Annotated in this window: 27 protein-coding genes and 2 pseudogenes; 18 read left to right on the top strand and 11 right to left on the bottom strand. The window is 41.0% G+C overall.

The window, feature by feature from the left end:
• Positions 1–9 precede the first annotated feature (9 nt).
• Entirely contained in the window at positions 10–984 is a 975-nt protein-coding gene (locus tag HC643_RS34475; RefSeq protein WP_167844810.1) for a Fic family protein, read from the bottom strand.
• Positions 985–1,555: 571 nt separating this feature from the next.
• On the opposite strand from HC643_RS34475, the gene HC643_RS34480 reads away from it, so the two are divergent.
• A complete protein-coding gene (locus HC643_RS34480) occupies positions 1,556–1,720 on the top strand; it encodes a hypothetical protein (RefSeq protein ID WP_153021417.1) in 165 nt (54 codons plus the stop codon).
• Between the two features lie 85 nt (positions 1,721–1,805).
• Positions 1,806–2,381, top strand: coding sequence for an SH3 domain-containing protein (locus tag HC643_RS41765; RefSeq protein WP_050046530.1), 576 nt, complete (start codon positions 1,806–1,808; stop codon positions 2,379–2,381).
• 358 nt (positions 2,382–2,739) lie between these two features.
• On the opposite strand, the gene HC643_RS34490 is transcribed toward HC643_RS41765, so the two are convergent.
• From HC643_RS34490 to HC643_RS34505, 4 genes are all read right to left on the bottom strand, one after another.
• On the bottom strand, positions 2,740–3,012 hold the full coding sequence (locus tag HC643_RS34490; protein ID WP_038086899.1) for a hypothetical protein: 273 nt from the start codon (positions 3,010–3,012) through the stop codon (positions 2,740–2,742).
• A 92-nt stretch (positions 3,013–3,104) separates the two neighbouring features.
• On the bottom strand, positions 3,105–3,647 hold the full coding sequence (locus HC643_RS34495; RefSeq protein ID WP_038086900.1) for a hypothetical protein: 543 nt from the start codon (positions 3,645–3,647) through the stop codon (positions 3,105–3,107).
• 637 nt (positions 3,648–4,284) lie between these two features.
• On the bottom strand, positions 4,285–5,196 hold the full coding sequence (locus HC643_RS34500) for a tetratricopeptide repeat protein (RefSeq protein WP_050046528.1): 912 nt from the start codon (positions 5,194–5,196) through the stop codon (positions 4,285–4,287).
• 154 nt (positions 5,197–5,350) lie between these two features.
• Positions 5,351–5,950 carry a DUF1802 family protein gene (locus HC643_RS34505; RefSeq protein ID WP_038086903.1) on the bottom strand — a complete coding sequence of 200 codons (600 nt, stop codon included), beginning with the start codon at positions 5,948–5,950 and terminating at the stop codon, positions 5,351–5,353.
• A gap of 321 nt (positions 5,951–6,271) precedes the next feature.
• On the opposite strand from HC643_RS34505, the gene HC643_RS34510 reads away from it, so the two are divergent.
• From HC643_RS34510 to HC643_RS34520, 3 genes are all read left to right on the top strand, one after another.
• On the top strand, positions 6,272–7,039 hold the full coding sequence (locus HC643_RS34510) for a hypothetical protein (RefSeq protein WP_050046527.1): 768 nt from the start codon (positions 6,272–6,274) through the stop codon (positions 7,037–7,039).
• Positions 7,040–7,167: 128 nt separating this feature from the next.
• Positions 7,168–7,716 (top strand): L,D-transpeptidase, encoded by a 549-nt coding sequence (locus HC643_RS34515; protein WP_050046526.1) that lies wholly within the window; start codon positions 7,168–7,170, stop codon positions 7,714–7,716.
• A gap of 75 nt (positions 7,717–7,791) precedes the next feature.
• Positions 7,792–8,751: an aldo/keto reductase gene (locus tag HC643_RS34520; protein WP_038086909.1), complete on the top strand. Its 960-nt coding sequence runs from the start codon at positions 7,792–7,794 to the stop codon at positions 8,749–8,751.
• Between the two features lie 344 nt (positions 8,752–9,095).
• Here HC643_RS34520 and HC643_RS34525 read toward each other — a convergent pair whose 3' ends face one another.
• On the bottom strand, positions 9,096–10,058 hold the full coding sequence (locus tag HC643_RS34525; RefSeq protein ID WP_038086912.1) for an alpha/beta fold hydrolase: 963 nt from the start codon (positions 10,056–10,058) through the stop codon (positions 9,096–9,098).
• A 123-nt stretch (positions 10,059–10,181) separates the two neighbouring features.
• On the opposite strand from HC643_RS34525, the gene HC643_RS34530 reads away from it, so the two are divergent.
• The 7 genes and pseudogenes from HC643_RS34530 (at position 10,182) to HC643_RS34560 (ending at position 15,170) form a co-directional block, all read left to right on the top strand.
• Positions 10,182–11,054 carry a shikimate dehydrogenase gene (locus tag HC643_RS34530; RefSeq protein ID WP_038086915.1) on the top strand — a complete coding sequence of 291 codons (873 nt, stop codon included), beginning with the start codon at positions 10,182–10,184 and terminating at the stop codon, positions 11,052–11,054.
• 22 nt (positions 11,055–11,076) lie between these two features.
• Positions 11,077–11,439, top strand: coding sequence for a DOPA 4,5-dioxygenase family protein (locus HC643_RS34535; RefSeq protein ID WP_038086917.1), 363 nt, complete (start codon positions 11,077–11,079; stop codon positions 11,437–11,439).
• A gap of 225 nt (positions 11,440–11,664) precedes the next feature.
• Positions 11,665–11,901, top strand: a complete 237-nt coding sequence (locus tag HC643_RS34540) for a hypothetical protein (protein WP_050046525.1) — start codon at positions 11,665–11,667, stop codon at positions 11,899–11,901.
• Between the two features lie 247 nt (positions 11,902–12,148).
• The gene (locus tag HC643_RS34545) at positions 12,149–12,874 is read left to right on the top strand and encodes a hypothetical protein (RefSeq protein ID WP_153021416.1); all 726 of its coding nucleotides are present in this window, start codon (positions 12,149–12,151) and stop codon (positions 12,872–12,874) included.
• A 379-nt stretch (positions 12,875–13,253) separates the two neighbouring features.
• Positions 13,254–14,127, top strand: a pseudogene (locus tag HC643_RS34550) (IS4 family transposase); the annotation flags it as partial.
• A 19-nt stretch (positions 14,128–14,146) separates the two neighbouring features.
• On the top strand, positions 14,147–14,488 hold the full coding sequence (locus tag HC643_RS34555) for a hypothetical protein (RefSeq protein ID WP_038086922.1): 342 nt from the start codon (positions 14,147–14,149) through the stop codon (positions 14,486–14,488).
• A gap of 76 nt (positions 14,489–14,564) precedes the next feature.
• Complete coding sequence (locus tag HC643_RS34560) at positions 14,565–15,170, top strand: hypothetical protein (protein WP_050046523.1); 606 nt, start codon at positions 14,565–14,567, stop codon at positions 15,168–15,170.
• Positions 15,171–15,297: 127 nt separating this feature from the next.
• Here the strand turns inward: HC643_RS34560 and HC643_RS34565 are convergent, their stop codons facing one another.
• The 4 genes from HC643_RS34565 to HC643_RS34580 form a co-directional block, all read right to left on the bottom strand.
• A complete protein-coding gene (locus HC643_RS34565; RefSeq protein ID WP_202048682.1) occupies positions 15,298–17,376 on the bottom strand; it encodes a hypothetical protein in 2,079 nt (692 codons plus the stop codon).
• Between the two features lie 80 nt (positions 17,377–17,456).
• Positions 17,457–17,684 carry a hypothetical protein gene (locus tag HC643_RS34570; RefSeq protein WP_038086925.1) on the bottom strand — a complete coding sequence of 76 codons (228 nt, stop codon included), beginning with the start codon at positions 17,682–17,684 and terminating at the stop codon, positions 17,457–17,459.
• 91 nt (positions 17,685–17,775) lie between these two features.
• A complete protein-coding gene (locus HC643_RS34575) occupies positions 17,776–18,288 on the bottom strand; it encodes an orange carotenoid protein N-terminal domain-containing protein (RefSeq protein WP_038086927.1) in 513 nt (170 codons plus the stop codon).
• Positions 18,289–18,821: 533 nt separating this feature from the next.
• Positions 18,822–19,313 carry an orange carotenoid protein N-terminal domain-containing protein gene (locus tag HC643_RS34580; protein WP_038086958.1) on the bottom strand — a complete coding sequence of 164 codons (492 nt, stop codon included), beginning with the start codon at positions 19,311–19,313 and terminating at the stop codon, positions 18,822–18,824.
• Positions 19,314–19,494: 181 nt separating this feature from the next.
• Between HC643_RS34580 and HC643_RS34585 the strand changes: the two genes are divergently transcribed.
• Positions 19,495–19,740 (top strand): SDR family NAD(P)-dependent oxidoreductase, encoded by a 246-nt coding sequence (locus tag HC643_RS34585; protein ID WP_038086930.1) that lies wholly within the window; start codon positions 19,495–19,497, stop codon positions 19,738–19,740.
• A 771-nt stretch (positions 19,741–20,511) separates the two neighbouring features.
• On the opposite strand, the pseudogene HC643_RS34590 reads toward HC643_RS34585, so the two are convergent.
• Positions 20,512–20,910: pseudogene (locus HC643_RS34590) on the bottom strand (DUF6335 family protein); the annotation flags it as partial.
• 796 nt (positions 20,911–21,706) lie between these two features.
• Between HC643_RS34590 and HC643_RS34595 the strand changes: the two are divergent.
• The 5 genes from HC643_RS34595 to HC643_RS34615 all read left to right on the top strand — a co-directional run bounded on the left by HC643_RS34595 (position 21,707) and on the right by HC643_RS34615 (position 26,165).
• On the top strand, positions 21,707–22,108 hold the full coding sequence (locus tag HC643_RS34595; protein ID WP_038086936.1) for a DUF2267 domain-containing protein: 402 nt from the start codon (positions 21,707–21,709) through the stop codon (positions 22,106–22,108).
• 145 nt (positions 22,109–22,253) lie between these two features.
• Complete coding sequence (locus HC643_RS34600; protein ID WP_038083020.1) at positions 22,254–23,351, top strand: DJ-1/PfpI/YhbO family deglycase/protease; 1,098 nt, start codon at positions 22,254–22,256, stop codon at positions 23,349–23,351.
• A 130-nt stretch (positions 23,352–23,481) separates the two neighbouring features.
• Positions 23,482–24,183 (top strand): SRPBCC family protein, encoded by a 702-nt coding sequence (locus HC643_RS34605; RefSeq protein ID WP_038083019.1) that lies wholly within the window; start codon positions 23,482–23,484, stop codon positions 24,181–24,183.
• 100 nt (positions 24,184–24,283) lie between these two features.
• Positions 24,284–25,453, top strand: a complete 1,170-nt coding sequence (locus tag HC643_RS34610; RefSeq protein WP_038083018.1) for a zinc-dependent alcohol dehydrogenase — start codon at positions 24,284–24,286, stop codon at positions 25,451–25,453.
• Positions 25,454–25,553: 100 nt separating this feature from the next.
• Positions 25,554–26,165 (top strand): hypothetical protein, encoded by a 612-nt coding sequence (locus HC643_RS34615; RefSeq protein WP_038083017.1) that lies wholly within the window; start codon positions 25,554–25,556, stop codon positions 26,163–26,165.
• Positions 26,166–26,250: the final 85 nt, after the last annotated feature.

A 26,250-nucleotide genomic window follows, 5' to 3' on the forward strand; every position in this document is an offset into this window, starting at 1 on the left:
TAGATAAATCTAATAGCGTTCTCTTAAAAATGCTAACATCTCTTCGTACAATGGAAAGCCGCGACCCCGGCTTTCCCGAGCAGTCGATAAAATGTGCGGCATTTCAATCAACGATTGTTGAGCAGCATCCACAAACAACTCCAATAATGGGGAAAGGTTGTTCTGTTGTTGACCCTCCACAATCGCATCAATATACGCTTTACGCACCTGATTGGAAATTACCACGATTGGATAGCCAGATCTTAATAACAGCAAATTCATTAACAATCTTCCCGTGCGTCCGTTCCCATCGCGAAACGGATGAATTGAAACAAATCGCAAATGAGCTTCTGCTGCAAACTCAATTGGGTGCTGAACCGCAGTTTCTGACGAATTCAACCAAGTGACAAACTCAGTTATTAACTCGTTGAGTAAATAGTGTGGAGGATAGAGATACTCAGTTCCAACCGCTTTAACATCAAGTTGACGGTAGCGTCCTGCTTCTTCAGGAGAAATTGCCTGTAGAATTAAATTATGAATTTGTTTGATTTCCCATTCTCCAATAGGGGTTGAGTTTTGGGCAAGTTGCTCAATATAATCGATCGCATCTTTATGACCGATGACTTCTAAATGTTCGCGTAGCGTTTTCCCACCAATTGTGATTCCGGTTTCTAATACTAAAGCAGTTTCACTTTGTGTCAAAGTGTTGCCTTCAATCGCGTTTGAGTTATAGGTAAAGCGCACATCATAGAGTTTCTTAAGTTCTGCAACCACTGTTGTCGGGAGTGGACGAAAGCTATCCAACCAAGCTTTAAGTTGATTCACCTGCTGAAATTTATCTGAAAGTGTCATATTTGGCAAAAGTGACAAGCGATTTTGAATTTCTTGTGTCACATCAGGAAGGCGATGTTGAATCAGCATTTGAATAAAGGTATCGTAGCATCGAGCGGCAATTTCAGTAAATGAGGCAGGAGACGTGCTAGATGGTACTTGATTGACAGCCATAAAATATTGCTTGTTAAACCTTAGCTCTTTAGAGTCCAAACTTGCTTGGGTCATATTATCCGCCTTGCTGTTTGAACACAAACTTAAGATCCATTTTAGAAAAAACTTATAAGTATGAGCTAGCTGATATGTCAATCCTATTTGATTTATGAAATACAAGTAGGTAGGGCTATGCCGTACAGAAAGCTTTCGTGCTTGGCAATGCCCACCCTACAGTACTTAAAATTTTTCTCGAATGATTGAGGATTGTTATGTTATTAAGCACAAGTAGTGTCTGGCTTAAATTTATAAGCAGTAGCTTAATATCAGCGTTATGCAAAGCGATTGGGCTTGATGATTGCAGAAATATAACTGGAACCAAGAACTGTATTTCACCGTCCCAAAGCAGACAATCTTTATGATGCATTAGTGCTACAGCGATTGCCTAAGGGCAAAGCGTGGCGTTTATGCGCTTGCGAGAATAATACCAAATATCAACCGGGGCTACAAATGATTCCTTAACTTATACGGAGTTGCATCAAAGATATCACTTGTTGATGGGACAAGGGAGACAAGGGAGAAAGTACGATGTATGAACACAACTTGGTATTACCTTTTTAAAAAGGCGTTAAATCTGCTAAAAGTTCGTGAAAATGGATACAATCTATCAGTAGAAGAAAATCAAGAAACTTTTCCGGAATTTCACCGACTTACTTTGTATCCTCCATTAGTAGACGATAGTAGAAACCGACATTAAAACAACAGGATAGTTGATGAAAATACGGCTATTCTACACAAACAAATTACTATTTCCAAACTCACAATAACGGAGATTAAATAACATGGAAACTCGTAACCAAAATTCTAAATTTGGCGTATCTTCTCTTAAGAAAAGTGCAGCAGTCGCTGGTCTATTGTTTGTAACAACATTAAGCTCGGCATTTGCAACTGGTATGGCTCCTGCTCGAGCTGGTTATGATGATTATAATGACCAATCTACATACTACTCTCAAGCTTATGGTGGTCGGCGTGCTCCCGTTCGCACAGTGCAAGTCACTGCACCGACTGCAGTCATTATTCGTTCCGGTCCGGGTTTGAATTATGAAAGAATCGGCAGAATCCCTAACGGACATTACGTCAGAGTCAGCTATTCTTCAGGGAACTGGTCAAAGCTTGTTGGCGGTCCTGGTTGGATTAGTTCTGATTACATTGCTGGTACTGGCGGTCGTCGCGATCGCGTTTATACTGCACGAGTTAATGCACCTGTTGGAGTGGTTATTCGTTCCGGTCCTGGTTCTGACTATACAAGAATCGGTAGCATACGTCATGGAGAGTATGTCAGAGTGAGCTATTCTTCTGGAGATTGGGTAAAGCTTGCTGGGCGACGCGGTTGGGTTCATGCTGACTACCTTGACTAGACGCTAATTTGAATGTGAGTTTGACAGACCTCACACTCAAGCTCTCTCCTAAAACAACAGAGCATTCGGGTGACATCCTTCCCTCATTTAAGCCTCTTTAGTTCCTCGTTCCCAGGCTCCGCCTGGGAATGCTTTGAGGGAGGCTCCACCTCTACCCATCAGGTTAGGCGGAGCCTCTTGTACCTACGAGGCGAGGCGTCTGACCCATAATTAGCACTCCTTATTCAGTAGATGTGAGTAGCCAGTGCGTATAATGATGTGCTTTTACCCATTTTGTATCCTAATTTTTGCAAGATTATAGTTCAAAGTTGCCATGATATGCTTCAAGTCTATATTTTTATTAAAAATTAAATTAACATTAGTGAACTGAATTATACGATTGAATTGCTATTTTATTAGAATCTTCAATATCTATTTCCAAATATTTTTCTTTAATAAACTTAATTAATTTTTTTAAAGCATTTTCTGTAACATCAATTGCATTATGAAAATTAGAATAATCTATATCCCATTGGTCACGTATATTTATGGGGAATGAATTCTTTGTTTCGTACTCATCGCTAGGACGAAACTGTTCCCCTGCTAAAATTTCATCTCTGGGAATGCAAGTTTTGAATACTGACGGAAGCATAGAAATATCTAGATGGTTTGTAGTTGACAGCCAACAACTAACCGCCAACAATTATCTGTTTTTAAATATACTAAAGTGTTTTTTGACTTATATTAAACACAAATTGGTTTGTCTGTATTAATTAGACCCCTGGCACTAGCCCACCCACGGATAAAGTTTCGGATTTCATTAACGCGGGATGTCCGATCTGTCTTGCCATCTCTGATGCCTAAAAGAGAATTATGCTGTTTAAGAATATAGGGGATAAATCCAGACAAATCATCATATTCTTCAGGGTCTTTATAGCCTGGGTTTAGCCAATGAATAAATAGCTCATATTTGTGTTCTATAAAATATTGAATTGTTGCTCCTACAGCATCATTTGGGTACTCCATTGAGCAAAGAACGATACGTGGATTCTCAAAATTAATAAGACTTTTGGGGTTAAGAATTTCTTTCACATCCTTGCCACGTTCTCCAGGTGAACCATTGATCGGGAAGACGTTTACCCAATCTTTCTGATTTTTGGAGAGATATAATCGACGCTCGTTTCCATAATGGCTAGTTTTTACAGTTGCTCCAAATAAATCTTCCCAAGTTGAACTCTTGCCTGCATTACTGTGTCCTACAACTCCAACCAATAAACGATCGGTCATACTTAGATGCCAAATATTGCTTTGGAACAATCTAACCTCTACTAGAAAACACTGTCTTCAGCAAATTACCGGAATACTGAAAATAGGAGTTTACATACCTAATTCTGACCGCGATCGCAGTCGAGAGACTGTTTTCAGTGAAAACACCAGAAGATTTTGGTTGTTCAAACGGTTTTTTACAGCACAACATTTTGTCACGTAACCATCAGGGTTTCAGGTTACAAAAATTGGTAGGGTTTTGACAGCCAAAACAGCCTTATAAATCTCATTTGTCTTATTGGGTAGCCACCGAGATACGTGCAAAAAAAGACACGTTGTAAAGTTTTGTGCAGCTAATCGTCAAAAACCTTGATTTGCCGTTGTTTCAGCCTCAACCTCAACTTGACTATTTAAATGAAGACATTTCCTAAAAGGATCATTAAATAGGGGTTTATTTCTTCGTTATACAAAGTAAACGACAACAACAAAAGCGTGGTTTTATCGTGCAAAATTTTGATTTGTTCATTATCATTTTTGGGCCATTTAGTAAATCGACAAGGCATTCTATGCAACATTTATTCAGGAGCGAACGTACAGTACAAAATTCCCAAAATGCTGTTCTAGCTCCTTAAGATAGGTTATTGATAGCGCAATTTTGCTAAATCTCAACAGGTGAAATATTTCTCGGTACTTTTAAAGCACGGCGAGCCTTCTCAATATTTCTCCTAGTAGCTCTAGCGCCTGCAAAATCGCCAATCTTCCGATTTATGGTTAATGCTTCTTCAAAAAATTTTAGAGCTAGAGAATAGTCACCTAAAATATAGTAGATAATTCCAATAGAGTTAAGAGCTTTAGCTTCATTTGGTCGATTATCCAGTTTTCTCAAAAGAGATAATGCTTGCTGATAATAATACAGTGCTTGGTCGTATTGTTTGAGTTTGTAATAGACCAATCCAATATTCCTAAGATTCTTTTCTTCCCAATAACTTTGCCCAAACGAGCGTGTTAGTAATAAAGACAATTGATAGTATTTCAGTGCTTGTTCGTAGTTTCCTAGATCGCTATAGTTTAAACCGATGTTATTGAGAGCCAGTGCTTGCGCTTCTAAGTCTCTCCCCTCTTTCGCGATCGATAACGCTTGCTCGTAGTAATTGAAAGCTTGGTTATATTTCCCTTGCTTGTTATAAATAAGACCAATATTATTAAGAAGTACCCCTTCTCCCTTGCGATCGCTCGTTTCCTTTGCAATAGCTAGTGCTTGCTTGGTGTACTCCATCGCCTTTGCATACTGTTGTAATTCACAGTAGATCAATCCAATAGCAGTGAGGGCGATTCCTTCACCCTCACGAGAGCCAGATTTTTTCCAAACATCTAACGCCTGCTCAAACACCTCTAGAGATTCTTGAAATTTCCCTTGATTGTAAAGTTCATTTCCCCGTCGATCTAGTTCAATCGCGTAACTGTTCCTTGCAAAAGGTAAGACATTGGAAGAATGTCTTACCTGTGGAGATAAAACAGCCAGAAGTAAAGATGCTAAAACCAAGCTAAACCAAAGAAATCTAGAGTGCATGGGAAGACCAAATCAAGTCAATAGGTAGATGCTTCGCATCCCCACTTCAGTTAGTATTCCCAAAATCAATATCATGGTATCACTGAAAATTTTTTAACTACCCAGACACTTTTACTCTCTTGTGACTGAGTATGTGGTACTGAAGAGAAACTACTTAACCACTTTGTGAAGCATAGAACTTGTTACCGATAATATTTCTAATTTCCTCCACGATCTCGTTATACTTGGAGTCAGGTAAAACGGGTTGTGCTCCTTGTCGCGATATCACTTCCTCCAAATCGATCCACGATTTACAACCCCCATATTCTTGGCGGTATGGAATCTCCCACTCTTGAGGTAGTTTGTAAACCCTTAAGAGGAGAACATATAAAGGCTGATGCTGTTTCCATTTGAGGCGATCGCTGATAAAAGACTCGCTCCAAATATGGAATGCTTCTAAAGCTTTTACAATTGATTCATCACTGACCTGAAAAATATCAGTAATTTCTGCCCAACTGCCAATACGTAGTGTTTCTGGATGCCAACCTGGTGTAACAGGAGTAACCAAATTGGCATAGTCTGGTTTTAATAAGAAAGGCTGTTGATGCTCGTAAGTTGGGTAGAGTAAAATTTGCTCGTGGGCTACTTGGAAGCGCCCGCCTTGTTCTTGAATACCCCCTTTACGTAGAAGCATAATTGTTTTACCGCTTTCCAAGGCATTGATAGCAGTAGCCCATTCTTTAAGTGCGTGAGAAGTGATAGTTATGTCTTGCATAAAGAACTACATTGAAATCTAAATTTAATACTTCAATCAAGCATATCCTTACAAAGTAGCATCTGCAATTAGTTATAAATTTTTTTACCCCACTCAATAGAAAAAAACTTCTTTAATCTCATATCATAGTACAACCTTAGACCATGCTTTAGATAGACGAGTCAGTTCAGTCACAGAGTTAACTTATAGAGGTAAACATTAATATCTCATGCAAGACTTTTTGCTGAACTTACCAAAAACTTCAGTGTAAGTTATGGGAAGAGTTTAAGATCCAGCAACCAACATTTGCTGAAAGTTTTTAATGAATGTAAGGAGACTCCAATGAACGGAAACAGCGAGAAGAAATTATTCAAAGTCTTAACTAGTACAGTAGGTATTTTTGGTGCTAGTTTTTTACTAAGTCTGCCAGCATTTGCAATGCCTAATTCTAACTCTCGTGGTGTCAAAGTTAGTGAAGCTCCTGTAGATACCTTATACAGTCAAAGCCAGGTACCCGAACCAACGGGTGGTAATACCATGGAGCGGATGCGACAAGGTGAAAATCTAAATAATAACAGAAATACAAATAACACCAATACTGGTAGCCAGGGCTCTCAAAACGGTGTCAACAGTCAAAGCCCAGTACCCGAACCAACGGGTGGTAATACCATGGAACGGATGCGACAAGGTGAAAATCTAAATAATAACAGAAATACAAATAACACCAATACTGGTAGCCAGGGCTCGCAAGACGGTATCAATACCCAAACATCGGGAGATCCCAATAACACCACGAACCAAGACCAGCGCTATCTAGGTGGTAGCAACAATGGTGGGACATCAGAATATCCCAACAGCAACACGAACCAAGACCAACGCTATCAAGGTGGTAGCAATACTGATAGACAAGACTCTCAATATAACACGCCTTCTGGTTCGCAGCAAAATCAGTACAACACACCTTCTGGTTCGCAGCAAAATCAGTACAATACACCTTCTGGTTCGCAGCAAAATCAGTACAACACACCTTCTGGTTCGCAGCAAAATCTTAACAACGACAATTCAACAGGCGGACAAAATACTAATGGTGGTGTAAGAGCTCTTTGGTAAGTTCTTTAGGTAATGAATGACCTATTTTACCCGAAGTGAGTTAGATTCCCGGCTTCTTTAAGAAGTCGGGAATCTTATGAGTAATCAACGAGATTTTTTTCATCCTTCATACTTTTTTGTTAGCTCAGATGTTTAAGCAATTATTCAAGATATTTTTCTTACTTTGTGTAGTTTATATATATTCGAGTTCTCAAACTGTACTAGCTAGTGAGGATAAGAGCCGAAATGTTTTACAAAACTCGGTCAATGAACCAGTTGATACTCAAATCAACGATCTAATCACTCAGCCTGTTCGCTTAAAAATAAATCTTCGCAAACGTCAAGTAACAGTTTATCAAGGAAAAAATTTAATCAAAAGTTATCCAATTGCTGTAGGACGACGAGGTTGGGAAACTCCTGTCGGTAGTTTTCGAGTTCGTGATATGTTGGTGAATCCAACTTGGATTCACCCTAAGACGGGTAAAGCTATCCCAGGGGGAGATGCACAAAATCCGCTTGGTAATTATTGGATTGGATTTTGGACAAACGGTAAGGACTGGGTTGGCTTTCACGGAACTCCAAATCCCGAGACTGTGGGTACTGCTGCTTCCCACGGTTGTATCCGGATGTACAACCAAGATATTGAGGAATTATTCCAGTTGGTGAGTGTTGGAACACCTGTCACCGTTCAACGATAGGTTATGGTTATTTTGCGATCCTTCCGTAGGAAATGTCTCTAATATTGACTAAGGTAGACCTATCAGAATACAAATATGGAAAAGCGACGCTTGGGCACATCAGATGTGCAAATAACACCCATTTTGATGGGAACTTGGCAAGCTGGGAAAAAAATGTGGGTCGGAATTGAAGATGCTGACTCCATTAAAGCCCTAAGAGCAGCTTTTGAAGCTGGGATTACGACTATTGACACTGCAGAAGTTTATGGTGAAGGGCATTCAGAACGAATTGTAGCTGAAGCTTTATCTGATGTTCGCGATCGCGTTGAGTATGCTACCAAAGTTTTTGCCAACCGTCTGAAGTACGAACAAGTCATTGAGGCTTGCGATCGCTCCCTAAAAAACCTCAACACCGATTATATTGACTTATATCAAATTCACTGGCCTTCTGGGTCATTTAATTCTGAGGTCGTTCCTATAGAAGAAACAATGAGTGCTCTTAATCAGTTGAAAGAGCAAGGTAAAATTCGGGCAATTGGCGTTTCTAACTTTTCTCGCGCCCAACTAGAAGAAGCCTCCCAGTACGGACGTATTGATAGCTTGCAACCTCCTTACTCTTTATTTTGGAGATATGTAGAGCAGGATGCTGCTCCCTACTGTGTAGAAAACAATATTTCCATCCTTGCTTATTCACCTTTAGCTCAAGGGCTGTTGTCAGGAAAATTTGAACGAGGTCATCGATTCGACCCTCAAGACAACCGCGCTAAAAATAAGTTGTTTCAAGGCGAAAACTTTGAACGCGCCCAACAAGCTTTAGATAAATTGCGTCCCATTGCAGAACGCCACCAGTGTACCCTCGCTCAACTCGCCTTGGCTTGGTTAATCGCTCAACCGCAAGCGAATGCGATCGCAGGCGCAAGATACGCAGAGCAAGCTCAAGCCAACGCAAAAGCTGCTTCTGTGGAACTTTCCCCCCAAGAATTGCAAGAAATAGATGCTATAGGACGTATTGTGACCGATCCTTTGGATAAAAATCCTATTATGTGGGACTGGTAATTTTGCGAAATTCAACAACTTGTGAACTTCACTTAACAAACACTTGCGAAGTCATAATAGGGTGATATCTTAATAGATAAGACACCAAAAGGAAACATAAATCAAAAGGGCAATTGACAAGGTGTCTCCGGTCATAAGCCCAAGCAAGCGATTGGCATATTGATGATGCTAAGTGGCAACTGCCAAAATCGAGCGGCAACGCCAAATCCTAAAGCGGAAAAACAAAGAAATGCCGAGTTTGCTGAACGTTACTGTCCACCCTTAGTTGTTGAATATCCAAAACAATCGATTTGATTAGTTGCAAGTTTTAGAAACCTGGTCCCTTTGACCAGGTTTTCAAGTTTTTAATTACCAATCCCGATTCTCGCATCGCCAACGTCAGATAAAACCCAATCACGCAACAACGAATTGACTCGATCGGGAACTTCATCATGAGGACAATGACCCGCATTGAGAAAATGTTCTGTCAGTTCGGGGTAATATTGTCGAAACTTTTGAGAACGTTCTCTTGCATGAACCCAAGGATCTGCTTCTCCCCACAGCATCAAGAGAGGACAGGTTAACTGTTTTAACAGCACATCAACTTTTTCTCCTTGAGGGGTACTGAATACAGATGAAAACACATCAAAAGCACCTGTATCGCAAGCAGGACGGTAAATTTCTTCGACTAATTGGTCTGTAATTGCAGTTTTATCAAGATAAACTTTCTCCAACGTCTGACGAATCACCCATTTTTGCTTGATGTACTGGAATAAAAGAAACTGAGCTAAAGGTTGTTGAAAGAACCACTTAACAACGTCACCTAGCAGTTTTTGCAATTGTTCGTTCGCGTTAGGAGGTTCAATTTGAGTTTGCAGAGCTTCTGGTTCCGGTGAAGGTTGATTTTCACTAAATGGACCAGCACTATTGAGCAATACCAAACCTGCTGCAGCATCGGGACATTGGGCTGCTACACACAAACTTGCGTAACCACCAAGAGAATTTCCCACCAACACAGCTTTTTGACCGATGACTTCAGTAATAAAGTCATGGAGTTGGTCGCGCCACAAATTGCCGCTATACTCCAGTTTAGGTTTGGCTGAACGTCCAAACCCTAAAAGGTCTATTGCAAAAACTTCAAAATCGTCACACAGCCCTGTTATGTTTTTACGCCAATGGTCTGTAGACGCACCAAATCCATGTACCAGGAGTATGGCGGGACGTTGGGGATGCTTTTCTCCTGCTTTTACATAGTAGATGTTGTGTCCTCGCCATTGCCAAAATTGTCCGGGTCTTGGAGTTGAAGAGGGGGCTGTCGTCACCTGCATAATGAGAACAATGTTATTTAATGTAACTTTATTAATTTTAATAGAATCTTCTAGCTTGTTTTTTCTTTGTCCTTATTATCGGAAAATAATAACCAATGACTTATGCAACCACTCACTAACCTAATGATTACAGGGAAAACCAAGCTACTGGGAATAATTGGGCATCCCGTAGAGCATTCACTGTCCCCAGTGATGCAAAATGCAGCAATTGCCCATATGAAATTAGATTATGTTTACATCCCCTTTTCGGTAGAACCGCAGAATTTAAAAGTAGCTCTTCAAGGCTTTGCTTCCATTGGAGTTCTTGGCTTTAATGCGACTATTCCACATAAAGAGGCTATACTACCTCTGCTGTCAGAAATTTCACCCATCGCCGAAGCTGTGGGAGCAGTGAACACTGTTATTCGCAAAGATAACAAATGGATAGGAACCAATACTGATGTGGAAGGGTTTCTCGCTCCTTTAGAAACAACATATCACCGAGATTGGCGTCAGACAGTAGCAGTTGTTTTAGGCAATGGTGGTGCAGCAAGAGCAGTGGTAGCAGGCTGTGCCAAACTAGGTTGTGCGGAAATTTATGTGGTTGGTCGCAATGCTGGGAAGTTAGATGAATTCCGTAACAGTTGGAGCAATTCTCCCATTGCTGTGAATTTACAGATCCGTGAATGGAGTTCCTTATCAAAGCTTCTTTCACAAGCCAACTTACTGGTAAATACAACTCCTATTGGAATGTACCCTAAGGTAGAAGAATCACCGCTTGAGATAGGGGAAATGGCACATTTGCCAGAGAGTGCGATCGCATACGATCTCATATACAAGCCCAAACCTACCAAATTCTTGCAACAAGCGCAACAACTGGGTATGACAACCATTGACGGATTGGAGATGTTAGTCCAACAAGGCGCTGCTGCATTAAAAATTTGGTTACAGCGTGAATCTGTACCTGTAGATGTGATGCGCCAATCTTTATTTCAACAACTGGGTTTTAAAGATTAAAAATCGACTTGAGAATAATGCAATGACAGAAGATTCTATCAAAATTGTTGGTTTTCATGCTCATGTTTACTTCGATACGGCTAGTTATGATGCAGCTTCACGGATACGTGAAGGACTGGATGCTCGATTTGATGTACGACTTGGACGGTGGCATGAAAATCCTATCGGTCCCCATCCAAAAGGAATGTACCAAGTTGCGTTTGCACCAGAGCAATTTGCCAAAGTTGTTCCTTGGTTAATGCTTAACCGCGAAGGATTGGATATTCTCGTTCATCCTGAGACGGGTGATGATGTGAAAGACCATACAGAGCACGCTCTATGGCTGGGAGAAAAACTAGAGCTGAATATCGAATTTCTTCGGGCGATATCCGAGCGCAAAGCATGATGCCAATTCAAAATATTCATGGTACATTTGTACCATGAAGCCTGAGAATTTACCCCACCTCCATAGGTGGGATTTTTCTTCATGGGAATACACACAACGTGAGTTGGATGAAGTCAAAACAAACCTGACCCCAAACCTCCTTTTAGGAAGGAGGGTGAGGTCTGTCCAACTTACGCAAACACAGGTGTGGAATTGTGCATCGCTCACAGGAGGTACAAATAAAATATGACTGCACTTCAAACAAAACCTCGATACCGACGAGGGCAATTACTAAAGGTATTGCGAGAAGATCTTATCTACAACGGGGTAGTGATTAAGGTATCCGAAATTAATCGCTGTTGGGATAAGTGGCTCTATGTAGGGCATTGCATTCACTACCCCAAAAATCTGCGTCATTACCAAAACAATGCAAACCGTCATAAATGGGCTTTATTTGAGGAAGAGCTCGGTGAATACGACTAGCGATCGCACGGAATTGGATTTAAAACTTGTTTGTTAAAGTTTGAGAAGATGTGGATACTACATACCTTTCAACCTTCTAGTACAGTACAACATAAATAAAGCAACCATTAATAATAAACAAAAAGCTTACGTTCAAAGCTTTTGTGCCTTCTGCCCTAGTAGCGGGCGAACTTCTGCCTTCGTGTACTCGTTGCCGAGTATGGGAGTATATGTAGAAAAAGTCTGCAAATTAGAGTTCGCTATTGATATGTGGCAATTAACAGACCCTACAACTAGAAAAGCAGGATTGAACTTTGTATCTTCCGGTCAGTCTGTAGTTTCCGTTACACAACTGTGGGATGGTAATGTTCAACTGATTAATGCAATTGAGTTTGTAAATTGGGGAGAGTTACCCCTTCAATTCGTTGTGTGTGAAGCGTGCGGGTTCGTGGGATGCCAAGATCGGGGTTGGGTTGAACTAAAACGATGCGACTCCATCGCTATGATAATGCCCGCATTCACAATCATTGAAGAAGCAGAAGATATGAAGGAGAAATACTTACCTCCTGACTACATCAAGGAAAAAGGAGTTATTTGTATAGCTCAAGAAACTTATGTGGAAAAGCTCAGTACAATAGCGCCTTTTCCAGAGTTTTGGCAGCTACCCCAAATGACTGTTTGGGAAGCATTAAAGATTTTTCAATTAGAAGCACCAGGGCGCGTTCTTGGTGATTTATGGAACCCGCCCGATCTCTGTGAGAATACAGTCATTGCTTCTGACAAAGGTGACTGTAAAGAGCAGACAAAACAACTGATTTCTTTAGTTAGAAACCTATTGGGTAACATGGGTACAGCAAAATTATGTAAAGCAACAGAGCGCGATCGGCTCATATCCTTATATTTAGATATTCCAGGATTTCCCGAGTGGAAAGCTTTGACTTACGATGGTTCAAGCTATTCGTTATATCTTGAGCCTGGATACATTATTAACTGATTGGGCTGCATTGTGCGAGTTGCACATCTAGATCGACGACTTCTTTGAGCACTATGCAAGCGTCGATCGCATACCATCTCCTATCTCCCTAAACGATTATAATTATTAAGGAAAACTCGGAGATTGCGTATTGAAGCATAGCGATCGCCTCTAGTGTCAGCTACCTAGCTCTACGCTGTCCTGGCGATTCTGAGCCGACTTGACTTTAGGAGTTTCTGATAGGACGACATTAATTTGTTAAAGCGATAAACACTCTGTTAACCGAAAAAAAGCTGACGGGGCGACAAAGTAGCATGAAAAGCTTATGAGGTAAAGTGTGTAGCAATTCGTGGTAAAAAAAGATAGGTCTACTTTTGTCAACAATACCTATCTAATGACAATGTTACCTCCATTCTATCAAACACATTTAAAAAATCAATTTAGCCCAACGGAATACTTGTTGTTCACTATTTTAATTAATGTTTTACAGTCAATTAAAAAAGTGAGTTTAGAAGCTATAGCAACGGCTCTACCAATTCCCATTCTATTTGAAAGCAGAAGAAAGAAACTACAAAGATTTTTGTCATTACCCTTCCTAACGATTGAAAAGATCTGGTTTCCAATTGTTACTACATGGTTGTCAGCATATTTTCAACCGGACGAAATAATTTATGTAGTCATCGATCGCACTGCATGGGGTTGCATTAATTTATTTGTAATTAGCATCGTTTGGGATAAAAGAGCCTTTCCTATATACTTCGATCTCTTATCCAAGTTAGGAAGTAGCAACATTGATGAACAAAAAACGTTGATATCTCAAGTCTTACCCTTGTTTAAAGGTTATAAAATTTGCGTATTAGGAGACCGAGAATTTTGTTCAATTAAACTAGCAACTTGGCTCAGAGAGCAGGGTCTATCTTTTTGTCTTCGTTTGAAAAAGAATGAATTTATTGAAGTTCAACATAATATTTGGAAAGAATTAAATGATTTAGGCTTATGTCCAGGAATTTCTTTGTTTTTACAAGGAGTTAGGGTGACTAAACAAAAAGGATTTAGCCATTTCAATGTGGCTGGTAAATGGAAACGTAAAATTCAAGGAATGGCTCCAAAAGAAGGGTGGTTTCTCGTTACAAATTTAGTGACTTTGTCAGTGGCGATAAGCAAAGCTTAACGCCTAAAGGCGTATCGCAGCTTATAAAAGAAGATTCGATATAGAAGAAATGTTTCGTGATTTTAAGAGTGGCGGTTATAACTGTCGGCAGTTATCTGCTACTTTGGTTAAAAAGCTTAGTAGTGAGTAAATCCATTGATATTGAAGACTCTTTACGCATGGCAGTTATACCGCTTGAATACCTCCAACCTTCGATCGCTGCTCTTGTGAGTACTTACTTCGTTAATTTTCCAGAAATCGTAAAGTATTGTCCTACGTTTTTAAAGAGAGTGATGCAGTTTTCCGGTCTCGCCTTGATTTTGCACATTCAAGCAACACTTCAGCACCGCAAAACCTTTGGAAATACAGGAATTTGTATGCTTCAAGTGGCAAAAGGTTTACTTTGCAGTCCAGAGCAATTTATGCCGACAGTGTTTGGGGCTGCCACATCTGAAATTACGGGCTTGCAGCCTGCTCTTACTTAAATGCTTTTAGGGGAAGATCGTGATGCAATTGCTAGATTCTCAGCTAACTTAATCACTCAATTCATCGGGCAATCGGGTGTTAAACTCACTTCAAGATATTGCTAGTAAAGTGCAGCTCGAGTCTAACTTCTGTATTCGGCATCCCGACTACAAACCCTTAGAGCTTCCACCCGATGTTGTTGCTCGCTTTCAGCATCTGCTATTACAGCTTCAAACCAAGTATCGTAGTTTGCAATTACGGAGTTTTTTATATGGGATTTACTATAATGGCTCCCTCCGAAAAGCTTTAGTAGCAGAAGCTGATTCAAGTCAGTTAAGACCCGAGCAAAACTTGGAGAACAACCAATTCCAGGGAGTCGATCTGAAATTCTACGAGCAATTGCATAATAGTAATCGGGGATCGGGTTACTTTGACCCAGGCTGGAGAGTGCTCAGACAAGAGGCGGATGGCACTCTGGCAGTAATCAAGGATAATTTAACCCTGCATATTGAGCGAGAACGCCATCTGCGCTCGGAACACCAATCTGCTATGGTGGGTGACTTGGTTGACATTTGTTTGCCACGCAATCGCGTTCAAAGTGGCTTTTATATGGCGATGAGTAATGCAAGTTCGCACGCTTGCAACAGCTGCAGGTGGGTTTCCCACCTGCAGCGCTGGACTCACCACCTACGTGGACTATAATGTATAGCCTGCGGAGGCAGGCTTAGTTTGTGTAGCCGTGATTTCCAATCACAGGAGTGTTTTTCTGACTCTTCACTTGTTCCAAATGACACTGAAGCGTAACCACTTATTAGTGTTCGGTTACCACTTAGTTAGCTTTTTGCGTTGGCACAACGTCAGGAGCGTCATCTAATGACAGAAGAAACTCTATAAGATCGGTTTGATCTTGAGTAGAAAAACCAGCTTGTTTGTCTACCCAGTAGTTGTGACCGCTACCATCTGCATTAGATTCTTGCAAGTCGGAATTGGCACGGTTGGCTAAAACGGTTTGCCTGCGTAAGTTGCGATCTATCAGGACTCGCAAACTTGCTCTCGGTTCTGGTAGTATGTTACTCAATAATGTCCCCGGTATACCTAACTGGTTTTGATTGACAATGTCGTAACCATTTTTATCTACCTTGAGGGCTTCCGGTCCTGCAGCAACACCACCATCGTGTAAATAGGGCGCGGTAACGTTCAATCCAATTAAGCTGGGAACTTTATAACCGCCAGAATTGCCGATCGCAAAGGCAAGTTTAAAGTCTTTCTCTGAGGTAATGTCTGTAGGAACGTTCAGTACGGGTGGATTCTCTGGGAGGGGAACCTGCACGTTGCTGGGATAGGTTTGTGGGGCTATGAAATTGCGAGCAACAGGTGCTTGCGCCATAGCCCGTGAAGGCTGTGTTTTGATTTCTTGCTCTGCAATTACGTGATTGTTTGTAAAATACCGTCCGCTATGGCATTCAACGCATCCAGCCCGTGTGAAGATCGCCGCTCCATGCTGTACGGCATTGATATCTCTGGTTTCTACAGGAGGTGGTACTAAGGAGTTTTGATAGGCTGACATGCCGTTGAGTTGTGCTGCTACCGGAAATCCAGGTGAATTTGCCATCAATCCATCAAGGATGAAAGGCGAGCCCTTGGGGTAACCCGGCATTTTAATCACTTCATTAATATTAGGTGTACCGGGAGTGGGGTCATTTTTCTGGAAAAATTCTGATGGTTTAGCACCTTGTGGCAACTTAAACATTGGATTGGCAGCATTTTGCAGCATAACACCCAAGAAAGTTTCTTTATCAATGCCCAGAAGTTGCTGACTTGCATCAGCAATTGAGGTCTGATCTGAGTTTGTTCCATGAACGTTGCTGTTGAGTGTTGTCAACCCGTGGAACCAACCAATGGCAGCATTACCACTCCAGCCGTAGGGATACGCACCGAAGGTGTAGGAAGATGGATTTTGGGAGGGATTGTTGTGATTGTCAGGCGTTGAATCAAAGTTCCCTGGAGCCCAAGTTAGTAATTGCTTGTCAACCGCGTATTCTAAAGCTTTAGCATCTGGTAAACGCCCTTCTTTACCGTCAGATTTAATGTATGTGTGTTCGCCACGAGAAATCGTCAAAGGATTCACACCTGTTTGCCGGAACCATGATGCTGAATTACTGGCTAATGCCAGCATTAAGCCTGTATCTAAGTCGTTATTGGGTGCGCCTTCAAGGATACGTCCGGTCTTTTTATCTACAGTGGCATGACATGCCGCACAAGTAATACCAACTCGAATTTTACCCTTATTAATATGAGTAATCATTCCTAGAGGAATGAGAGAGTTGGCAGGTATATCAAGCCCGGTATTGAGAATATCGCCCTTTTTGAAATTGCGATCGCCGACTTTCATATCTCTGTCCAGGGTCACTTGAAGATTCGTTGTAGGTTGACCTTTAAGAGATAATATGGCTTTTGTCAAATTGACGAGATTTAAGGGACCATTTAGAATACCAGTGACATCAGTAAAGAAAATTTCGTTTCCAAAAGTTTCTTTATAAAAAGATTTTCGTCCAAGAGCAATTAAATCTTCTGTAATCGCAACAGCACCATTATCTGCTGCAAGTTGCTGTTTCCCTTCTTCTGTTTTTAGTAAACTGTCTGCTTCAGCTTTACTAACAACTTTACCCAGTACATCATAAGAACCTATTTCCTGCTCTGTAGGGTGGCTCAGAGGCGTGTATGTATTGTTGATACTGGGTGTTCCCGGAAGTACAAGGTCAATTTGGTATGCGAAGAACCCAATAAAAATAAAGAGGGCAAATAATACAATCGCTCCCCGTATCTGCCTAAAAAGTGGGATTTGTTTGGATTTCGGTGCAGATGGTTGACTGGTTTGGCGTTCGGTAGTTTCTGGGGGTGATAACATAAGACCTGATATAGTTTTTCCAATAATCTGCTATAACAACAAGAAAGGTGAATGATGGTATTTGAATAAAGTTAGAATCCTTAAAAAGAGCGCCCGCAAATAGAATCTACATAGGCGGCTGGCTGGTTTCTATTTTGTTCCCGACAAAGTAAAAACTGAGCCAGACGCTGTTGATAGTAATATCGATAGGCAATCCAGCCGAAAGGCGCACCTGCGATCGCTCCAATGAACAAACCAGTAATTAGACTGTAAACAAGGTGTTTCCTTTTAATGGCATTACTTCTGGTTGAAGTACTTTGTGTTACCATAAAGCCTCCTTATACCTTAAACTCAAAAGACTGTTATAGGGTAAGCAGTCCCCACCCTATAACAGCCGTTAACAGTGCAAAATTGCAGTCATTACACAACCAGCTTCAGGAAAGAAACTATTTCATCCGTTTTAAGAGACTGAAGTGCAGTTAATACTTCTGTAGCATCTTGAGTGAGTTGAGTACCATTAGGAATACCAACAAAACCATTTCCTAGTTTTCCTGCTAGCAAATACCAGAAAGCAATCTTACCTTCAGCACCTAATGAGTCATAAGTATGAGCGGGAATTTTTGTGTCATTGCCAGTTACAAGTTCAGCCAATGCTTTGCTGGGATGGGGGTCGAGTACGCTAGCATCCTTATCTCCTCTTTCTGTAGATAAGAATTCGCGTAAAGCTGATAGCTGATTTTCTGGTGACAGTTGCTGAATTCGGGATATTAAGCTATTAGCATCTTGTGTTGGTAAAGCACTTGCTGCATCAGCAGGAACTGCATCAGCAATTTGTTTGTAAAAAGACGCTAATACTGCAAGTTGATCGTCAACAATCAAACTTTTGAACGCAGATGCAGCTTCTTGTACTGGTCTGATGTTTGTAGATGTCATATCAAGAATCTCCTAATGGGTTCCTAAGTGGTATGGAAATGTGGAACGGGTGTGGGGATTGGCACTTGGGAATTGGGAATTAATTTCTTAGTTTCTAGTTCTTAGTCTCTAGTCTCTATTCCTTCATCCCCAATCCTTATTTTCCGAGTTGCCAGAAACCCAGTTTTTCAATGGGTGTGAAGATGCAATTTTGACAAAATTTCACTTGTACAGAGCTTTCTGCTGAGAATACTGTGTCAAATTGACTAAAAGTGTTTACTTTTCTTTGCCTTAGCTCCTTTAAGGTTAAAGATTCAATTTGTTACAAAATCACTGTTAAAAGATAGATAATGATCTGAAAAATTCAATTTTGATACCTACCTAAAGAGAGATGCAAATAAGTTGATAAAATTAAAAAAATAGAAAAAATCAAGTTAAAGGCGTGACGGCTATAATTTGGGTGCAACTACTTAAGTGATTTTCAATAGAGATAAGCACAGAATAGAAGATTCAATTTCTACTCTGTGCTTATCTCTGTTTTATTCAGCTAGACACTAAACTTCAGCACCTGCTTTTGGTTCAGCTCCCATGGGGGAGACGTAATCGCGGAAAATGTTCATTTGCTGCTCAAATTCAACTTGCTTCAGTCTATTCAGCAAGTCTTGTGATTGTGAAGAAAGCTTGTAATCAGAAGGCATGGGCACAATAGTTGCATTTTCCATGCCTTGAGCTAAGCGATACCAAAATAGTAACTTTGTAGTATCGCTCATAGAGCCATACATCCGGCTGTATTGATTATCTGCATTATTAATCAAATCGCGCTGAAACTGTAGCTGTTCGTCGTGAGGTAGCGCTTTAATTTGATTGAATAACCCTTCAGCAACACTATCAGAAACTGTACTTGCTCCTGGAGCGGCTGGAGTTATAGATTTGCCCATTTCTTTATAAACAAACCAGAACAAAGCTAATTGTTCATCTACAGGTAAACTCCGAAAAGCTTGAACGTGTTCGCGAACATTAGGATCGTTAGTTTGAGTAAAGGTCATAATCTTCTCCGATTGCAAAAAACTTTCATGCTTCACGCTATCAAAGTTAAATTTGATGTTTAACCCCACTGAAGACAGATGTATGTAAATCAAAGAGAAGAACAATTGGTTGTTAAAGGTTAGTGGTTTTCGTAACTACTAACCACTAACAATCAATTAAATTAATTAAGGAGGTTTTATCATGGATAGAGGCTTAGAGGGTAAAGTAGCAATTATTACGGGTGCTGGCACTGGTATTGGAGAAGCTATTGCTCATAAATTTGCTAAAGAAGGTGCATCAGTGGTTGTCAACGGACTTATTGACGATCCGATTGAGGATGTCGTTAATTCCATCAAGCACTACATTGGTAAAGCTATAGCCTATGCTGGAGATGTTTCTCAAGAATTCCACGCTCAAAATTGCGTTCAGACAGCAATTAATGCTTAAGGATTAGATAATAAGCAAACATAAACTCTCATCTAAAATCCGTAATTTTTAATTCCTAAGAGGATGTTTTTTAAAATATCAGATTTTATTTAGATTCTCTAAGAGGATGCCTGATAGGCCCTATTTAATACTTGTTTTGGCAATGAGAAATCGCGGTTATACAGATGAAGCCCTGTGAGACCCCTAGCCCTCCTGAAAAAGGCTACGGTGGTGTACACAAGTCTTCTAAAATGCATTAAAAGCGGTTTCGATCCCCCCTAACCCCCCTTAAAAAAGGGGGGCACTTAATACCAATTCTCCCTTTTCACGATGTTTCATCTCTTTTATAGAGATCTGTACACCACCGTAGCTTAAAAAGCCAGGGCTAGGATACTCAAAGTCCCCCTTTTTAAAGGGCGCTACTGTAGTAGTAAGGCAACGCAGTCTTGGGAAGTTCCCCCATGAGCGATTATTGCCGCGTATGCTTTCCCAACTTGTAGCACATGGCGTGGATTTAAGGGGCTGTGTCAAACTTTGATACCTCCCCAAAAACTTTTCGGACATTCTTTTAGGGGAAAGCATTGAATTTGCAAACCGTAGCCTTTCTAATAATTTATTTTTTGCAATTCCCTAATGACCAATTTAATAATGAATTCTATATTTTTAGACTTCATTATTAAGAGTTGGTATTTCCTGATGGAAAGTTGCAGGGTCGGAAAGGGAACGAGAACTTTGTAAATCGTCATCTCGAACACTATCTGGTGTTCTCATCTGTCCTTCTTCTCCCTCTACTCCCCTTTGCCGATAATCTTCTGAAGACATGGGATCTAGCTCCCAACGACTGTCATCGCGTTGCTCGAAAATATCTACTGTCCGGAGATAGGCTCTATCGTCCATTTCCATGCCTACAGCAGCGCCAAGGTCATCTACAATATCTTGGTCGGGTGTGGGAACTGTACCACCAACAGCCTCATCCCCTACTGTTGCTTCCAAATCCCAACGAGCATCTATATCTCCCCCTGTTATTTCTGGGCTCGCTTCTACGTTACCTATATCATCATACCCGTCGTTGCGATCGCCAATGCCAATATTATACCCCGGTAAGTCTTTGACACCAGTTCCGTAGGATTCAGTGACGACTTGTGGCAAATCATCTGTGTCAAAGTTTTGATTTGAATTTTCTTCTACCATAACTTTCCTATTTTTTGGTGCATTTTCACGATAACGCGTTCTCTATCTGGAATTGTCAGCCAAAAGATTTACTACTTTAGAGGTAATAAAAACTTCAAAATATCATCCTTTGGTATGAAGCAAATCTGAGGAGATAAACATAGTTTTTATATATGATATGGTCACTTCACAAAAGTTATGGGTAAAAAGTTGGGATTCAATAACTTCTTTCAATTGATTCCAAGTTTTAACTCATAACTCCTTCCTTTGAATAAAGAAAAAAAAGTATATTTATTTACACAAAATCCAAAGATTCTTCGTGTCCTTTGCGCTATCTCAAGAACTGAGACGCTATGTACAATACACACGTTTTGCATTTGTCCGCAAGGGCTGTACGCGAACAGTGGGGAGAACCCTGACGACAACTGCTCTTTGTAACGCACTCGCTCGCCTTTGTAATTCATTCAAATATTAATCTTCAGGCAAGCAAGAAAGAATCTAAGCAGTATAGAGAGAAAATTGCAAAAAATAAATGTATCACTTTAGAGATAAAAAGCATATATCCCAAAAGAACGAAGAAAACCCAGCAATTTCAGCGTAATAATGAAAGCAATGAATTCATGGTCGAGTGATAAGGGAGTTAGGATTTATGACTTGGGGTATGCTTACAATACTCATCCCCAACTCATGATTCCTAACCATTTTCTAAAATGACTCTTATATTCATTAAAAGATTTTAAAAATACAGTTTAAGTTACTTGGTATAGAATTAGAGCCTGCTTGTATCAGTAATTGCAGTCAGTATTGGAGGTAAACAATGAAATATGGTGAATTTATCAAACACGTTCAGAGTGTTGCTCAACTAAGTTCTCGTGAGGACGCAGAACGTGCAACTCGTGCAACACTAGAAACTATCAAAGAGCGTATAGTTGGAGACGAGGCAAAAGATTTAGCATCTCAGTTACCAAAGGAACTAGGGGAGTACTTGCACGGACGTGAAGGTGAAAACGGTCAAACTTTTTCAATGCAGGAGTTTATTTCCCGAGTGAGTCAGAAAGAAGGTGTAGATCCAGTTGCTGCGGTAACACACACTCGTGCTGTATTCACAGTATTGCAAAACGCTGTCACACCTGGCGAGTTTGAGGATTTTCAGGCTAATTTCTCAAATGACTATGCAGAACTGTTTCCCTCTTCACCAATGAGTGCGGCTAATGGCTAATGGCTAATGGCTAATGGTGAGTCCCGCCTGTAGCGAGAGCGTCTGCGTGAGGAGATACAAGGAAGGGCTAAGGAAAAATTACAATTTGCAATTTGCAATTAACGATCGGCTATTGGCTCTTTTATAAATTTACTAAGGAAATCTCATGGTACAACATAACAATCATTCTGGAAAAAAAAGAGTAGCTATTCTCATTGAAAACTATGTAGAGGATTCGGAGTTCCAAGTTCCATACAACGCTCTGAAACAAGCTGGAATGGAGGTTGTTGTCCTTGGTGCTCGTATGAATGAAAGTTACAAAGGCAAGCAAGGTAAGCTTTCCAAGCAGCCTGATGGTACCACAGCAGAGGCGATCGCATCTGAATTTGATGCTGTGGTGATCCCTGGAGGTATGGCTCCTGATAAAATGCGTCGCAATCCTAACACTGTTAGGTTTGTGCAAGAAGCTGTGCAGCAAGGAAAAATCGTAGCAGCTGTTTGTCACGGTCCTCAAGTTTTGATTGAAGGGGATTTGCTTCGAGGTAAGCAAGCTACTGGCTTTTTGGCAATTAGCAGAGACATGATTAATGCGGGTGCTAAATACGTAGATGACCCGTTAGTCGTAGATGGTAACTTAATTACTTCACGCCAACCTGGGGACTTAGCTATTTTTACCACAGCTGTTTTAAGCCGTTTGGGATATGGTGGTAAAGATGCCGCATTGCCAAATGAAAGGGACACAACAGCTGAATGGTGGAAACTTGCTGATGCTTGGGGCGGTTCTACTAAAGGTGATATTGTCAAAGCTTTGAATACAGCTCTTGCTGGTGAGCGTTACTCTTTAGAAGCGCTGGAAAATTACACCCAGAAAGAATCAGATCCACAAGTGAAGTCTGTCTTTCAAGAAATGGCAGGTAGCAAACAGCGTAATATTAGCATCTTAGAAGCACGTCTGGATCGCTTGGGTGAAAAGCCTTCCTTGACTGCAAACATCGCTAACCAATATGCAAAAGTAAAAACTGCCCTTACGGGAAGCGATGATATATACCAATTGCGTAGCGCTTTAGGTGACGTACAAACTGGTATAGGTGATATTGGAGCTTTAATGGCAGCAACGACCGATCCTGTTTCAACTGCCATTTTTACACAAATCCACAATGACTTACGGACATACGAGCAACGGCTAGTAGACTTGTATCGGGCGCGGATGGGTGCAGGAGTTAAGCCAGCGAAGCCGACTACAGGAGCAGCCGTGTCGATGTAGGTTTTTGTGGAACGAACCATAGGCGCAAAGATAGCGTAAATGGTTTAGGAGGGGAGCTTTGCGCCTGGATGGTTCGTTTGTACAGACGGGTCATAACACGTCTATACATTTTGTTAAGGAGAGTAATAACATGGCGTCTATATCAGAAAATAAGCAAAATCAAAGTAAAGCAGAAGCTAGTGAAACCGAACGCTGGGCTTCGTTGCTTGGCGGTGGTGCAATGGTATTAATGGGTTTAAGTCAGCGTTCCTTGAGAGGGGTATTGATGGCTGTAGCAGGTGGCGGTCTGATTTATCAGGGTGCTACAAAGCAAAGTACGCTTCAACAAGCACAACAAGCAATAGGCATGACTCAACAAGCGATTAAAGTTGAAAAGACTGTGACTATTGATAAGCCAGTAGATGAACTTTATCGTTTCTGGCATGACTTTGAAAATCTGCCCAGATTTATGAAGCATCTCAAATCCGTAAAGGTGTACGATGCAAAACGTTCTCATTGGATAGCCACTGCACCTTTAGGTGGAAGCGTGGAATGGGATGCAGAAATTTTAGAAGACCGGGAAAATTCATTTATTTCTTGGGCTTCGGTAGAAGGAGCAGATATCGATAACTCTGGTTTTGTCCGCTTTACACAAGCACCTGGTAACCGGGGGACTGAAGTCAAGGTTGTGATTGAATATTTTCCACCGGGTGGAGCGCTAACAGCAACTTTTGCTAAACTCTTTGGTGAAGAACCAGAACAACAAATTGGCGATGATTTGCGTCGTTTCAAAATGTTGATGGAAGCAGGCGAAATTGCTACCACAGAGGGACAACCTCGAGGAAAAGGCTAGAAAAATTATGAATGATGAATGATGAATGCTGAAAAGAAAAAATAATTCAGAATTTATCATTCATAATTTATCAATTCCCAATTCATAATTCATAATTCCTATGAAAGCAGTCTGTTGGTACGGTGCTAATGATGTCCGGGTAGAGAATGTACCAGATCCAACAATTCTTAACCCCCGTGATGCGATTCTCAAAATTACATCAGCAACTATATGCGGTTCCGATCTGCATATATATGACGGATACATCCCAACGATGAAAGCAGGTGACATCATCGGTCACGAGTTTATGGGAGAAGTCGTTGATGTCGGTCGTGAAGTTAAGAAGTTGAAAAAGGGCGATCGCGTTGTAGTCTCTTCAATCATCGGGTGCGGTCAGTGTCACTACTGTCAACAACAGAAGTGGTCGCTGTGTGATAATTCCAACCCCAACGGTTGGATCAATGATAAGTTATTTGGTTTTGGTACGGCTGGAATTTTTGGCTATTCTCACGCTTTCGGTGGTTATGCAGGAGCTTTCGCCGAATACATAAGAGTCCCGTTTGCTGACTACGGTGCTGTAAAAGTTCCGGAAGGGATTCCTGATGAGAAAATACTGCCTATTTCTGATGCTTTTCCCACAGGTTATATGGGAGCAGAAATGTGCAATATTTCTCCGGGAGACACCGTAGCCGTTTGGGGTGCTGGTCCTGTAGGTTTATTCGCTATGAAAAGCGCCTATATGTTGGGTGCAGAAAGAGTGATTGCTATCGATCGAGTTCCCGAACGGCTCCACATGGCTCAAGAATTTGCCAATGCAGAAACTATTAACTATGAAGAAATCAGTGCAGGCGATGCTCTCAAAGAAATGACTGGCGGACGCGGTGCTGATGCTTGTATTGATGCTGTTGGGCTTGAAGCACACGGTATGGGTTTAGAAGGATTTTACGATGAAGCCAAACAAGCAATCAGGTTAGAGACCGATCGCCCCCACGTGTTGCGTGAAATGATTTTGGCTTGTCGAAAAGGTGGAATTTTGTCAATTATGGGTGTTTATGCGGGATTTGTAGACAAAATTCCCATGGGTGCAGCAATGAACAAAGCCCTAACTTGGAAAATGGGGCAAATGTTCGGTCAGAAATATATGCCCATGTTGGTGGACCGAGTTCTTAATAACGAAGTCGATCCATCCCTTGTTTTCAGTCATCGCTTACCCCTAGAGGAAGCCAAGCAGGGCTTTGAACTGTTTAAGCATAAGAAAGATAACTGTGTCAAAGTTCTGCTGAAACCATAAAGTTTGTTAGTGGTTAATGGTTAGTCGTTAATCGTTCTCATAACAACTAACAACTGACCGCTAACTACCAACCAAGTTCTGATTGTATAGGAGGAAATTGATGAAACGCTTACATCAAATTTTGACAGTTTTTTTAGTAGCATTGACCTTTTTTGTCATGCAAGCTTTTGGTTACGGTACACTGCAAGCACAAGCCGATCAAACCGTAACCAGTCCAGAGGGTATTTACTATAAAGCAGTACCCGGAGAAGCACGCAATGTTAACGGTACTGACAGGCTCAGAACTATTGATAACAACAATGCGGGTAATACAAATAACAACAGAAATGGCAACGATCTGATTGAAAATGCCAGACAAAATCTGAAACAAACTGCTGATAACGTCCGCAGCACGGTATCTCGCAATGTTAACGATGCTACCCGCAATCTGGGTGACAACGTGACAACCCCAGAAGGGACTTATTACAAATCAACACCCAACGCAGATAACTATAGCCGTAACTATAGCAATAGCGATCGCTACTCCCAGAATTCTGGAAATCCTTTGAAAGATGCTGCTGATAATGTTCGTGAAAAGCTCAATTTAGATGAGTCTCTTCCTCGCAGCACAAAAGAGTTTTTAAATTCAACTCAACAGAGAACTGAAAAGACAGTTAGACCTGTGACTCAAACACCAGAAGGTTATTATCAAGTACCTCCTCGGGCTCGATAAATCGAGATTAGGGAAAGGGGACTGGGGTTTCCTAGTTCCCCCTTATCCTCAGCTGCGGTGGTGTACACAAGTCTTATAGAGTGCA

This window comes from Tolypothrix bouteillei VB521301, assembly GCF_000760695.4.
GTDB lineage: Bacteria > Cyanobacteriota > Cyanobacteriia > Cyanobacteriales > Nostocaceae > Scytonema > Scytonema bouteillei_A.

Excerpts from the sequence above, each read along its gene's own strand:
- HC643_RS34475 (WP_167844810.1), bottom strand. The coding sequence starts at position 984 with ATGGCTGTCAATCAAGTACCATCTAGCACGTCTCCTGCCTCATTTACT.
- HC643_RS34480 (WP_153021417.1), top strand. The coding sequence starts at position 1,556 with ATGAACACAACTTGGTATTACCTTTTTAAAAAGGCGTTAAATCTGCTA.
- HC643_RS41765 (WP_050046530.1), top strand. The coding sequence starts at position 1,806 with ATGGAAACTCGTAACCAAAATTCTAAATTTGGCGTATCTTCTCTTAAG.
- HC643_RS34490 (WP_038086899.1), bottom strand. The coding sequence starts at position 3,012 with ATGCTTCCGTCAGTATTCAAAACTTGCATTCCCAGAGATGAAATTTTA.
- HC643_RS34495 (WP_038086900.1), bottom strand. The coding sequence starts at position 3,647 with ATGACCGATCGTTTATTGGTTGGAGTTGTAGGACACAGTAATGCAGGC.
- HC643_RS34500 (WP_050046528.1), bottom strand. The coding sequence starts at position 5,196 with ATGCACTCTAGATTTCTTTGGTTTAGCTTGGTTTTAGCATCTTTACTT.
- HC643_RS34505 (WP_038086903.1), bottom strand. The coding sequence starts at position 5,950 with ATGCAAGACATAACTATCACTTCTCACGCACTTAAAGAATGGGCTACT.
- HC643_RS34510 (WP_050046527.1), top strand. The coding sequence starts at position 6,272 with ATGAACGGAAACAGCGAGAAGAAATTATTCAAAGTCTTAACTAGTACA.
- HC643_RS34515 (WP_050046526.1), top strand. The coding sequence starts at position 7,168 with ATGTTTAAGCAATTATTCAAGATATTTTTCTTACTTTGTGTAGTTTAT.
- HC643_RS34520 (WP_038086909.1), top strand. The coding sequence starts at position 7,792 with ATGGAAAAGCGACGCTTGGGCACATCAGATGTGCAAATAACACCCATT.
- HC643_RS34525 (WP_038086912.1), bottom strand. The coding sequence starts at position 10,058 with ATGCAGGTGACGACAGCCCCCTCTTCAACTCCAAGACCCGGACAATTT.
- HC643_RS34530 (WP_038086915.1), top strand. The coding sequence starts at position 10,182 with ATGATTACAGGGAAAACCAAGCTACTGGGAATAATTGGGCATCCCGTA.
- HC643_RS34535 (WP_038086917.1), top strand. The coding sequence starts at position 11,077 with ATGACAGAAGATTCTATCAAAATTGTTGGTTTTCATGCTCATGTTTAC.
- HC643_RS34540 (WP_050046525.1), top strand. The coding sequence starts at position 11,665 with ATGACTGCACTTCAAACAAAACCTCGATACCGACGAGGGCAATTACTA.
- HC643_RS34545 (WP_153021416.1), top strand. The coding sequence starts at position 12,149 with ATGTGGCAATTAACAGACCCTACAACTAGAAAAGCAGGATTGAACTTT.
- HC643_RS34565 (WP_202048682.1), bottom strand. The coding sequence starts at position 17,376 with ATGTTATCACCCCCAGAAACTACCGAACGCCAAACCAGTCAACCATCT.
- HC643_RS34570 (WP_038086925.1), bottom strand. The coding sequence starts at position 17,684 with ATGGTAACACAAAGTACTTCAACCAGAAGTAATGCCATTAAAAGGAAA.
- HC643_RS34575 (WP_038086927.1), bottom strand. The coding sequence starts at position 18,288 with ATGACATCTACAAACATCAGACCAGTACAAGAAGCTGCATCTGCGTTC.
- HC643_RS34580 (WP_038086958.1), bottom strand. The coding sequence starts at position 19,313 with ATGACCTTTACTCAAACTAACGATCCTAATGTTCGCGAACACGTTCAA.
- HC643_RS34585 (WP_038086930.1), top strand. The coding sequence starts at position 19,495 with ATGGATAGAGGCTTAGAGGGTAAAGTAGCAATTATTACGGGTGCTGGC.
- HC643_RS34595 (WP_038086936.1), top strand. The coding sequence starts at position 21,707 with ATGAAATATGGTGAATTTATCAAACACGTTCAGAGTGTTGCTCAACTA.
- HC643_RS34600 (WP_038083020.1), top strand. The coding sequence starts at position 22,254 with ATGGTACAACATAACAATCATTCTGGAAAAAAAAGAGTAGCTATTCTC.
- HC643_RS34605 (WP_038083019.1), top strand. The coding sequence starts at position 23,482 with ATGGCGTCTATATCAGAAAATAAGCAAAATCAAAGTAAAGCAGAAGCT.
- HC643_RS34610 (WP_038083018.1), top strand. The coding sequence starts at position 24,284 with ATGAAAGCAGTCTGTTGGTACGGTGCTAATGATGTCCGGGTAGAGAAT.
- HC643_RS34615 (WP_038083017.1), top strand. The coding sequence starts at position 25,554 with ATGAAACGCTTACATCAAATTTTGACAGTTTTTTTAGTAGCATTGACC.